General features: G+C 72.9%; 7 protein-coding genes. 6 read left to right on the top strand and 1 reads right to left on the bottom strand.

The window, feature by feature from the left end; translation table 11 throughout:
- The first annotated feature begins 14 nt into the window (after nt 1-14).
- The 6 genes from hisF (at nt 15) to WME73_RS32760 (ending at nt 9042) form a co-directional block, all read left to right on the top strand.
- Nucleotides 15-827: an imidazole glycerol phosphate synthase subunit HisF gene (gene hisF / locus WME73_RS32735; RefSeq protein ID WP_437740278.1), complete on the top strand. Its 813-nt coding sequence runs from the start codon at nt 15-17 to the stop codon at nt 825-827.
- Nucleotides 824-3358, top strand: coding sequence for a hypothetical protein (locus WME73_RS32740; RefSeq protein WP_437912077.1), 2535 nt, complete (start codon nt 824-826; stop codon nt 3356-3358). The genes hisF and WME73_RS32740 overlap by 4 nt, the downstream gene beginning before the upstream one ends.
- Nucleotides 3359-3391: 33 nt before the next feature.
- A complete protein-coding gene (locus tag WME73_RS32745) occupies nt 3392-3775 on the top strand; it encodes a TerB family tellurite resistance protein (protein WP_437740280.1) in 384 nt (127 codons plus the stop codon).
- 437 nt (nt 3776-4212) lie between these two features.
- Nucleotides 4213-5922: a delta-60 repeat domain-containing protein gene (locus tag WME73_RS32750; RefSeq protein ID WP_437912078.1), complete on the top strand. Its 1710-nt coding sequence runs from the start codon at nt 4213-4215 to the stop codon at nt 5920-5922.
- Nucleotides 5923-6101: 179 nt separating this feature from the next.
- Entirely contained in the window at nt 6102-7541 is a 1440-nt protein-coding gene (locus tag WME73_RS32755) for an imelysin family protein (RefSeq protein ID WP_437912079.1), read from the top strand.
- Complete coding sequence (locus WME73_RS32760; protein WP_437912080.1) at nt 7528-9042, top strand: HTTM domain-containing protein; 1515 nt, start codon at nt 7528-7530, stop codon at nt 9040-9042. The genes WME73_RS32755 and WME73_RS32760 overlap by 14 nt, the downstream gene beginning before the upstream one ends.
- A 189-nt stretch (nt 9043-9231) precedes the next feature.
- Here the strand turns inward: WME73_RS32760 and WME73_RS32765 are convergent, their stop codons facing one another.
- Nucleotides 9232-11367: a TonB-dependent receptor family protein gene (locus WME73_RS32765; protein ID WP_437912081.1), complete on the bottom strand. Its 2136-nt coding sequence runs from the start codon at nt 11365-11367 to the stop codon at nt 9232-9234.
- Nucleotides 11368-12088: the final 721 nt, after the last annotated feature.

Here is a 12088-nt window from a genome sequence, read left to right on the forward strand (position 1 = left end):
CTAACGCGGGACGTATGCTCGCGAAGCGCATCATCCCGTGCCTCGACGTCAAGGACGGCCGCGTCGTGAAGGGCGTCCGCTTTGTGGGGCTGCGGGACGCCGGCGATCCCGTCGAGGCCGCCCGCCGTTACGACGCCGAGGGCGCGGACGAGATCACGTTCCTCGACATCACCGCGTCGCACGAGAAGCGCGGCATCATCCTCGACGTCGTGGCGCGCACGGCGGAGGTGCTGTTCACGCCGCTGACGGTCGGAGGCGGCGTCAAGTCCGAGCAGGACATCAAGGCGCTCCTCGACGCGGGGGCGGACAAGGTCGCGATCAACACGGCCGCCGTCAACGATCCCGACCTCGTGCGGCGCGCCGCGGACCGCTGGGGTGCGCAGGCGATCGTCGTGGCGATCGACGCGCGCCGGATCGCGGATCCCTCGCGCGTGGCCTGGACGGTGGTGACCCACGGCGGCCGTCGGGACACGGGGCGCGACGCGGTCGCGTGGGCCGAGGAGATCGCGCGGGCGGGCGCGGGCGAGCTGCTCGTCACGAGCATGGACCGCGACGGCACGCGGGACGGCTACGACCTCCTGCTGACCGCCGCCATCGCGCGGGCCGTGCCGGTCCCGGTGATCGCCTCGGGCGGCGTCGGGACGCTGGATCACCTGCGCGCCGGCCTCGTCGAGGGCGGCGCCGACGCCGCGCTCGCCGCGTCGATCTTCCACGACGCCGAGTACACGATCGGCGAAGCGAAGGCGTACCTCGAGGCGGCGGGGGTGCCGGTCAGGCCGGCGCGCGCAAGCGGGCCGGGCGACGCGGCGGGCCGGGGGCGCTCGTGAGCGCGTGCGTCACGCTGGAGGAGGTCGTCGCGGCGGCGCACGCGCGGAGCGCCTCGCTGGTGCCGGAGACCTCGGGTTACCTCGCGCTCGCCGTCAGCGACGCGACGTCGCGCCTGCCCCTCAGGCTCGACGATCGCGCGGTGCTGCTCACGACCGAGGGCACCGTCACGGTGCGCACGCGCGGCGACGCTGTGGCGCCGGCCGAGGCCGCGCGGCTGCTCCGCGACCTGCTCGCCCGGCTCCTCGCCGTGTCCGCTGGCAGCATGCCCAACCTCACGGCGACGGCGCGCCCGCGCCCCGCGCACGAGCAGGACCCGGAAGCCGTCGCGCGGGAGCTCGAGGCCGCGCTGATCCCGGTGAACCGCAACGCCGCCCGGCGGGCGCTGGCGCGGCTCGCCCGTGAGACGCTGCGCGCGAAGGAGGCCGGTCGGCTCAGGCGCCCGCGCCCGGAGGTCCAGGCGAAGCCTGCGGCGCCGGAAGCGGACGAGATGTCGCCGCCGCAAGCGGAGCAAGCGCGGCGCGATGCGACCGCCGCTGCCGCGCGCGGCGACGCCCCCGCTGCCGCGCGCGGCGACGCCCCCGCTGCCCCGCTGCCGAATCCCATCGTGGAGCTCACGCTCAGCCCCGGCCCGGTCGCACCTGCGGTCGTGGAGCTCACGCTCAGCCCCGGGCTCGTCGCGTGTGCAATCGCCGGGGTGGCGCCCCCGGCGCCTGCGAGCGCAGGCGATGCTGCCGGGGCGGTAGCTGTCGCGCCGTGTCCCGAGAACCCGCCGGCGCCTGCGCACGCCGGCGAGCAGGTCGAGGCGCTGCCGGAGCCGACCCCGACCGTCGTGCAGGCGGTGGTTGAGCTCCATGGGGCCGCAGCGCCGGCCGAGATCCCGGTCATCCCGGAGCTCATCGAGCCTGCTCGGACGATCGCGCCGGTGGCCCCGCTCGCGCGCGCGGCGGCGGAGATCGCTCCTGAAGAAGCGCGGCCCGTGCCCGCGCCATCGCTCGTCGTCAGCGGCTCCTCTGCCTGCAGCGAAGCGCTCACGAGCCCCGAGGGGATCGAGGTGATCCTCGTCGACTTCTCCCCTGCTCCCGCCGCCGTCGCGCTGTCTTCCCGGGAACCGACGCCGACCGATTCGATCCTCGTCGAGCTCTCCCCGGATCCCGCCGAGGTCGCACCGCTCTCGCAGGAGCCGACGCCGACCGTGGCCATGGCCGTCTGGGAGGAGAGGGAGGCCGCCGACGGGGCCGTGCTCTCGCACCTGGCGGACGCGCCTGCCAGCGTGAGCGAGGTCCCGGAGTTCATCGAGACGTCGCGCGCGCCCGCCATCCAGTTCATGGCGGCGGACGCGGCGCTCCAGGTCACACCGGCCTATGGCGCCTGGCCGCTCGTTCGTCGGGCACACCTCGCCGTGCCCGCGGTTCCTCGAGCGGCCGTCGCGCCGTTCGAGGAGACACCAGCAGCGCGTCACACGCTGCCCTGGCCCCTTCCGGCGCAGCGCGACGACGACGCTCCGGCCGCGCCGCACCCGACGGCTCCGGCCGCGCCGATCGAGGCCTTGCTGGCGGCGGAGACCGACGGTCCGGAAACCGCGCACGCCGGCGCGCCGCCCGCGGGCGCAGCACCCCAGGAACTGTTCGCGGGCGCAGCAGCTCCCGAGGAACCGTGCGCCGATCTGGCTCCCGAGCTGCCGCCCGCTGTTCTGGCTCCCGAGCTGCCGCGCGTCGATCTGGCTCCCGAGCTGCCGCCCGCGGACGCAGCTCACGAGCTGCCGCCCGCCGATCTGGCTCCCGAGGAACTGCCCGCAGACGCAGCAGCTCCCGAGCAGCCGCCCGCCGATCTGGCTCCCGAGGAACTGCCCGCAGACGCAGCAGCTCCCGAGCAGCCGCCCGCCGATCTGGCTCCCGAGCAGCCCTCCGCTGACCTCGCGCCCGCGGATGCAGCATCAGCGCAGCCCCCCGCCGACGCAGAGCCGCAAGAGACGCCGTGCCCGGCGGAGCTCGGTCCCATCGATGCGATCGTGTGGAACGCCTCGCGGCGATCCCGGAGCGCGCGCCCTCCCGCGGATGGCGTCGGTGCAGGCGCTTCCCGGGTCGACGAGCTCGTCGCGCGCTTCGTCGCGCAGTCCGAGCACAGCGCGCAGCGCCGCGCGGCGCGCAGCATGAAGGCGCTCGCTGGCCTCGACCTCACCCTCACGCCGCCGCCGGTCGCTGCTGTCTCCGGCACCTCCGCGCGCGCCATCCCCGGCGCGCGCCCGCCGCTCGCCGGGGCGCTGAGCCCCGTTGCATCCGAGCGCGCCACGCCCGGATCCGCTCCGGTCGCCCTGATGGACGACGGCAGCAGGCCGCCTGTGCCGCTGGTGGCCCCGCGCCGGCGAGGTCTGTCCTTGTGGCTTGCGCTCCTCGCGCTCGCCCTGCTCTGCGCCGGGCTCGCTGGAACGCTGCGGCCGGAGGTCTTCGCCTCGCTGACGGAGCCGCTCGCACGGGGAGCGCTCCAGATCGTCCCGCGCGCCGAGGCGAGGACGCCCTCCCCTCACGATTGACGTTGCCCCGGGGGAGCGACGACACTCGTCGTCATGCAAGAGCAGAGCATGGCGATCGTGAAGTCGCTCGTGAGCGTGGCGTGGGCGGACGGCGAGTTCCACGAGGCCGAGCGCGAGATGGTGGAGGGGCTGATCGCGGCGTTCGAGGCGAACGAGGACCAGGCGAAGGAGATCCGCGCCTACGCCTCCCAGCGAAGGACCCTGGACGACGTGCCGCTCGGCGAGCTCGGCGGCGACGACCGCCGCGCGCTGCTGCAGCACGCCGTGCTGCTCACGTTCGTCGACGGCGAGCAGCACGACGCGGAGAAGCAGTACATCGCAGCGCTGACCAAGAAGCTCGAGCTCCCCGAGCCGGAGTCCGCGGAGATCATCCAGGCGGCCGAGGCCCGCGCCCGACGCCTCCTGACCTTGCTCTGACGCAGCCTGCGCGGCGCCCGAACGCCGCTGGCCCGGCCTCCGCCGGGACTCCCGCTGCGACCTCGGCCGGCCGCCCTTCCGGCCGACGGGCCGCGATCCTCCGTGCTCCGGAAGGAAACCGACCCCCCCCAGGCGAAGTCGCTCCGCCGATACGGCGCGCCGAGCGGTCATCGATCGCCGAGCAGGCTGCCCGCGCGCGGTGCCTCGGACAGCGTCGCGCGGCGCAATGCGGGCATCGTCAAAGGCGCGTCACACGCCGCGCTTCCCCCACCCACCGCACCATCTCCACACCTTCACCTCCAGGCGGCATTTCCAGCGAGGAAAGGCCTTGGCGGGATAGCGACAGCAGAATCTCTTGACAGCGTGGACGGCATGCAAGATTATATCCAACAAAGATAACGACTTTCATTTTCATGTTCATGAAGGGATTGCCGACCATGCCTGTGAAGAGAACCTGGTTGTCCGCGCAGCGGACCGTGCTCGCGACGTTCGGACTTTCCTGGTGCGTGCTGCTCGGCGGAGTGGCTGCGTGCGGAGACGACTCCGACGGCTCAGCGAACTCCGGGGGCGGCGGCGCTGGCGGCGCTCCCTCGACGAGCAGCAGCGGCGGCGGCGGCGCCGGCGAGGGCGGCGGCAGCGACACAGGCGGCGGCAGCGACACAGGCGGCGGCGGCGCCGGCGAGGGCGGCGGCACCGGCGGCAGCGACACAGGCGGCGGCGGCGCCGGCGAGGGTGGCGGCACCGGCGGCAACGACACAGGCGGCGGCGGCGCTGGCGAGGGCGGCGGCACGGGCGGCAGCGGCACGGGCGGCAGCGACACAGGCGGCGGCGGCGCTGGCGAGGGCGGCGGTACCGGCGGCAGCGACACAGGCGAAGAGCCTTGGTCGACCGGATTCGCAGGGGTCGTGGCGCTCGACGAAGCCACGGACGACCGCTTCTGGGCCGTCGCGTTCGACGCCGAGTCCAGAGCTTACGCTGCCGGGCACGTGGCCGTGGCGGGCGACACGTACATGGCGGTGGCGCGCTTCAAGACCGATGGCTCGTTCGACACGACCTTCGGCACGAACGGGGTCGCGAGGGTCAACGTGGTCGCAGGCAAGACAACGGAGACCGCGCGCGGCATCGTCCTGCAGTCGGACGGGAAGATCGTGCTCGCCGGCCAGGTCGAGCACGACCCGAGCGCCACGCCGTCGGACGCGGATCTCGCGGTCGTGCGGTTCAACAGCAACGGCACGCTGGATACGACCTTCGGCACCGAGGGCATCGCCATCCACGATCTCGGCGCCGGCGAGGGCAACACGGGCGATCTGCTCTGGGGCGTCGACCGCGACGCGAGCGATCGGCTGGTCCTCTTCGCCAGCAGGAAGGCGGCGGCTCGCGCCGATCGGGATCGCGCGATCGTGCGGCTCACCGCGAACGGCGCCCTGGACACCACGTTCGCGACGGAGGGCGTCCACACGCTCGACGTCGACGGGCTGAACCTGGGCGACAACCCGCGCAACGGGTTCGTGCAGGCCGACGGCAAGATCTTCTCTTCCGGCTACACGAGCGTGGGCGGCAGGAACCAGATCGTGCTGCTGCGGCTGAACCAGGACGGCACCCCGGATACGACCTTCTCGTCGGACGGCGTCGTGAGGCTCGCGCCGTTCCCGCTCGGCATGGCCGAGGCCTACGGCGCGGCTCGCCAGTCGGACGGCAAGTACGTGACCACCGGATACGGGCGCTCCGAGGAGAGCGGGGCCGTGGATCTCGTGTCCTTCCGCGTCACGGCCACGGGCGGATTCGACCCCTCCTGGGGCGTGGGCGGCGGCGTCCTGCTCGACGTGGCCGGCGACAACGACCGCGGGCGCAACCTCCTCGCCCTGCCCGACGATCGCGTCGTGATGGTCGGGAGCGCCACCCCCGCGACGGGCAACGTCGACGGGATGATCGCCCTGTTCGACAAGAACGGCGCCCTGGACACGCGCTTCGATCCGAACGGATACCGGCGCTACAGCTTCGATCGCCCCGATGACTCGCTCTACGGCGTCGCGCTCTCGCCGAACGGCGCATGGCTCGCGGCCGCCGGGTACCGGTCCGACAGCGACGGTCCCGAGGACGACGACGCGACCCTGGTCCTGCTGCCGGTCCCGGCGCAGAGGGACTGACGCTCACACGACCGACGCGCGCCGGGAGGCGCCCCCCGCCGCGCCGCGCTGACAGGCGGGGGAGCGCTCCCTCCGTGTTGACGGGCAGGGTACGACGGACGATTCTCGCGCGAAACGAGCTCGGGGCCGCCGCGACGCCGGCGGGCCCCGGGCGAGCGCCCGTATCTCGGAGAGGCAGCATGAACAGCGTGAGGCCGACAATGAACCGCGCCCGGAGCGAGAGGGCGGGCCGCCGCCTCTCGACAGCGCTCCTGCTGTCGCTCGTCGGCGTCGCCGCGGCCGCCGGGTGCCGCAAGCCGCCCCCGGACGAGGTGGTCTATACGGGCCAGGGCGCGGGGCCCGGCGTCGCGCAGCCGCCAGGCAGCGGCGGGTCCGCACCCGTGCCGTCGACCGGGAGCGGCGCCACGAGCACCACGGCGGCCTCCTCCACGATCGCCACGACCTCTGGCGCGGGGGGCGCGGGGGGCGCGGGGGGCGGCGAGCCGGCCCCCGGCGACGTGTGCCCCCCGGTCCCCGTCGCGGAAGGCCCCTTCAGCAAGGCCAAGCTGATCACCGCAGCGGCGGACTGCGCGCTGAACCGCGCCTGCGAGTTCGAGGCGCAGGCGCGCGCGCTGCACGAGAGCGCCGCGGCCCTCGCCCGCGGCCCGGGCGAGCCGAGCGCCGCCGCCGCGCGCGGCGCCTGGCTCGCCGCCATGGCGGTCTGGCAGGAGGTGGAGCTCTTCCGCTTCGGCCCCGCGGCGAGCTCCACGCAGCCCGGAGGACAGGACCTCCGGGATCAGATCTACTCCTGGCCCCTCGTGAGCCGGTGCAAGATCGAGGAGCAGATCGTGAGCCGCGCCTATGCGCAGCCGAGCTTCTCCTCGTCGCTCATCAACGGGCGCGGCCTCGCGGCGCTCGAGTACCTCGTCTTCTACGGCGGCGGCGACAACGCCTGCTCGCAGTACTCGCCCATCAACGCGAACCGCACCTGGGCGGCGCTCGGCGCGGGAGAGCTCGCGCAGCGCAAGGCCGATTACGCCGCCGCGGCGGCCGCGGACGTGCTCGCCCAGGCGGGCGCGCTCGCGCGCGCATGGGCGCCCGAGGCGGGGAGCTTCCGGGAGAAGCTCATCCAGGCCGGCCAGGGAAGCCCCGTCTTCGCGACCGAGCAGGACGCGCTCAACGCGGTGAGCGACGCGATGTTCTATGTCGAGAAGGAGCTGAAGGACTGGAAGCTCGGGCGCCCGCTCGGCTTCACCGAGGACTGCGTCACGCCCACCTGCCCGGAGGCGCTCGAGTCCCGCTTCGCCCTCGCCTCGGCGGCGCACATCCGGGCCAACCTGCGCGGCTTCCGGCGCCTGTTCCAGGGCTGCGGCGAGGGCGGCGAGGGCGTCGGGTTCGACGACTGGCTGCGCGCGGTCGACTCGGCCGATCTCGCCGATCGCATGCTGCAGGCGCTGTCGGGAGCCCAGTCGGCCGTGGACGCGCTCGACCTGCCGCTGGAGCAGGCGCTCTCGACCGACCGGGCGAAGGTCGAGTCGGTCTACACCGCCGTGAAGGCCCTGACGGACCTGCTCAAGACGGAGTTCGTCAGCGCGCTGAACCTCGAGCTGCCCCAGTCGTCGGAAGGTGACAACGACTGAGCCCCCTGGCCGCGCGGGCCCCCTGGGGCTCGCGGCGGCGTGGTCGCGCGCGGCCGCGGCGCTGCATCGAGCGCTGTTTCGCCCGATCGACATCGCCTGGCTCGCGGCGTTCCGCGCCCTGTTCGGGCTCACGATGTGCGTGAGCATGGCGCGCTTCATCGCGTATGGCTGGATCGACGAGTTCTTCGTCAAGCCCAGCTTTCACTTCAAGTACTGGGGCCTCGCGTGGGTCGAGCCGCTCTCGCCGGCCGGGATGCACGCCCTGTTCTGGGCGCTCGCGGCGCTCGCCCTGGCGCTCGCCCTCGGCTTCATGTTCCGCGTCGCGGCGCCCCTGTTCGTCGCCGGCTTCACCTACCTGCAGGTCATCGACGTCACGACGTACCTCAACCACTACTACCTGGCGAGCCTGCTGGGCCTGTTGCTCGCGGCGTCGCCGGCGCACCGCGCCTGGTCCATCGACGCGCTGCTCTCTCGGCGCAGCGAGCGCTCCGTCTCCGCTGCGTGGCTCTACTTGCTGCGCTTCCAGGTCGGCGTCGTGTACACGTTCGCGGGGCTCGCGAAGGCCCACGCCGACTGGCTCCTGCACGCGCAGCCGCTCCGCATCTGGCTCGGCTCGCGCACGGACATGCCGGTCCTCGGCCCGCTCTTCACGCACCCGTGGGCCGCGCCGCTCATGAGCTGGGCGGGCTTCCTGTTCGACACCAGCGTCGTCTGGCTTCTCCTCTGCCGGAGGCTCCGCCCCTTCGCGTACGCCGCGGTGATCCTGTTCCACGTCGTCACGCGCTCGCTGTTTCCGATCGGGATGTTCCCGGTGATCATGGTCCTCTCCGCGCTCGTGTTCTTCCCCCCGGAGTGGCCCCGGCGGCTCCTCTCCCGGCTCCGAGCGCGCGCGCTCCCCGCCCACGGTGGCGCCGGCGCGCCGCACGCGCCGCAAGCGCCGCAAGCGCCGCAAGCGCCGCAAGCGCCGCAAGCGCCCACAGACGACCCCGCCCTCCCCCCGGCGGCGCCGCCCTCGCTATCGCTGCGCGCCCTCGGGCTCGCGCTGGGCGCCGCGTACTGCGCGGTTCAGCTCGCGATGCCGCTCCGCTTCCTGGCGTACGGCGGCAACGTGCGCTGGCACGAGCAGGGGATGCGCTTCTCCTGGCGCGTGATGGTGCGCGAGAAGAACGGGAGCGTCACCTTCATCGTCCGCAGCAGGCAGACCGGCCGGACATGGCATGTGAGCCCGCGGGAGTACCTGACGCGCCTGCAGGAGCGCGAGATGGCGGGCCAGCCCGATCTCATCCTGCAGCTCTCCCATCACATCCGCGAGGACTTCGAGCGCCGCGGCCGCGGGCCGGTGGAGGTGCGCGCCGACGCCCTCGTCTCGCTCAACGGCCGCCGCATCGCGCGCCTCATCGATCCCGGCGTCGATCTCGCCGCGGTCCGCGACGGTCTCGGCCCGGCGCCCTACATCCTTCCAGCTCCAGAGGGGCCTCCCCCCCACATCCGCCCGCTCTGATCGACGCGCGCGTCCACGTCGGGCGCCCCGCTCGCTTTCCGCCCGCCTCTCCTACATGCAGCGCAGAGCGGCGGTCACCCGCTTCGGAGACGGGCCCACCTCGACGTTTTCGGTGCTCAGCGCACTCGAGTGCGCTTGCGCGCCGAAAACGCCGATCTGGGCCCGTCTCCTGTGCGGGTGACCGCCGCTCTAGAATGATGCCTTGGCGCCGACCTGGATCCAGCGCGGCGCGTTCGGCCGAGCGCCGAAGGGCCGGCGCGACACGATGTACTGGGAGCCGAGGATGTTCCGCGCGTTCGCGTAGAGCACGAGCGGCCCGACGACACGCACCTTGGCGCTCGCGTCGAAGAGGAGCTGCTCGTCGGTGGCGAGCGCCCGGGATATGGGCTCGCTGCCGGCCTTCTCCCGCATGGCGGACATGTAGGTGGCGCCCACGGCGACGCCGGCGCGCTCGTGCTCGACCCCGACCGAGAGGCTCGCCTGGTGCCGCGGGACATAGGGCATCTCGTCTCCCTTCACGACGCGGCCGAAGATGGGGTCGTCCGAGGCGAAGCTCGAGAGGAACTCGGTGCGGGTGAGCGTGTAGGCCGCGGTGATCGGCAGCTTGAGCTGGCCGAGCGGGACCTCGTGCTCCGCATATGCCTCGATTCCGTAGATCCGGGCCTCGCCCGCGTCGTACTGGCGATCGAGGTCCGCGTCGAGACAGCCGCTGGAGAGCGTGCAGACATCCGTGATGTTCGAGTAATCGTTGAAGTAGCCGATGATCTCCGCGCGCAGCGGCCCGTCGGCGAAGCGAGCGCCGCCCTCGTAGTTCACGCTGAGCTCGGGCTCGACGTGCTCGTCGCTCCCCGGGGCCGGGGGGCTGAATCCTCGGTAGGCCCCGGCCAGGAGGCCGAGCGCCTCGGTGAGCGCAAGGTAGGCGCCGGCGCCGGGCAGGAGCGCCTGCGCGAGCCGCGTTTGCTCGCGCCCCGCCGCGCGATCCACGAGGGCAGAGCGCATGAGCTCGATCCGGACGCCGGGCGTCACCGTGAGCGCTCTCCAGGTGATCGCGTCGCTCGCGTGGAGCGCGACCGCCTCGGTCCATGCCTCGTTGAACTGGGTCACGACGGTCGGTCCGCCGTCCGGCACGAGCGCGCCGCCGAGCACGAGAAACCCGTTCTCGCTGTGGCGGCGCTCGACCCGATCGTGGTGCAGGCGCAGGCCGTACTCGACGCGGTGCGAGACGGGCCCCGTGGCGACGTTCCAGCGGACGCGGGTCTCCACGCCTTGCGACACGAAGTCGCGCTCGTTGGGGCCGATGAGCAGCGCCTCGCCCGGCGTCGAGCTGTCGAGCTGCCCGGTCAGCACGGCGTGGTACACCGCGTTCTGCGGCGTGTCCGGGGCGGCGAGCACGTCGAACAGGTTGGCCCCGCGGAAGCCGTTCACCTTGCGCCACACGCGCGAGAAGTCGTTCCGGTACACGGTCGTCGTCACCGACAGGTCGCGCGACGGCTCGAGCACGTGGGTCACGGCGACCGCGGTGCGGTGGTTGCGCATGCGGTCGAGCGCGGTCACCCCGTAACGGCGGAGCGGGTCCTCCTCGAAGTCCCCGTCCGTGATGCCGAGGTACGTCTCGTTGGAGAGCTCTTCCGAGTAGGTGAGCTTGAGGCGGAGCTCGTTCTTGATGCGGGCGGCCGGGTCGACGAGGTAACTGCCCTTGACCATCACCTCGTTGCGGTAAAACCCTGTGTCCGCGCCGCTCGGGAGCTCCTTGAAGCCGTCGCTCCGCAGGTGCACGCCCTCGACGAGGAAGTCCATCTGACCGTCGCTCGTCCCGACATAGGCGTGCGCCTTGCCGTAGCCGTACTGGCCCAGCGCGAGATCGAGCGCGCCCGACGCGAGCGACGGGGCGGAGCGGGTGACGAGATCCACGGTGCCACCCACGGTCTGCGGGCCATAGGCGATGGCCCCTGGCCCCTTGATCACGCGCACGTTCGACATGCGGGTGATGAGCGGGAAGTAATAAGCGGCTGGCGCGGAGTACGGCGCAGGAGAGATGGGGACGCCATCCTCCATGAGCGTCACCTTCTTGCTGCGATCGGGGTTGACGCCGCGAACACCGATGTTCGGCCGCAGGCCCAGCCCGTCTTCGCCCCTCACGTACACGCCGGGAACGCTGACCAGCACGGCGTGAGGATCGTCGTGCTCGAAGCGCTCGAGCTGGCGGCTCTTGATCACATGAGCCGAGCCCGCGGTCCGCGTCACGCGCGTGCCCGCGACCGTCACCTCCACCGGCGCGTCGCCGGCAGGCGCCGCCGGCGCCGGTGCAGCGCCTTCATGATTCACCGCCGGCGCATCGCCGGAGGGTGCCGCCGGCGCAGCGCTGGGAGCCGCCGCCGGCGCTGGCGCAGCAGCATCCTGGTCCCCCGCCGGCGCATCGCCGGGAGGTGCCGCCGGCGCATCGCCGGGAGGTGCCGCCGGCGCATCGCCGGGAGGTGCCGCCGGCGCCGGTGCAGGTGCGTCCCGGCCCGCCGCCGGCGCTCCCGTGCCCGGAGGCGCTCCCGGCATCGCTGGATCCCCCGGGGCCTCCGCGCTCGGTTCAGGAGACTGCGCATGAGCGACCCCGGCCACGGTGATCAGAAGCACGGGAACAGCGAGCCCGAGACGGGCCCGGAAGGGACGGGTCTGCGTTGACATGTAATATGTATTACTAATCCACCGAATCACACCGCATCGCGAGCTCGGTGGGCTCGCGGCGTGTCGAACTCGCGGTCATCAGGGGCCTACTACAAATGAAAGTCAACATCGAGTAGCCCTTGAACAGCGCACGGCGACGTGCGCTCACGCCAGACGGCAGCGCAGACGACAAGGAGCGTGCACCGCCGTCCGCGCAGCCACAGAAGGCCTCCGCCGGTCCGAGAGAGGCCGCCTCGTTCTCAGGCGCAGGAGCGCGTTCGGCATGGAATCAGGCGCAGGAGCGCGTTCGGAATGGGAATGGAAGAGGACGGGCTTCTCGACGACGCGCCTCCGATGGGCTGCCCCGCAGGGCCGGAGCTTCCACGCGATG

The organism is Sorangium sp. So ce302 (assembly GCF_051530145.1).
Taxonomy (GTDB): domain Bacteria; phylum Myxococcota_A; class Polyangia; order Polyangiales; family Polyangiaceae; genus Sorangium; species Sorangium cellulosum_B.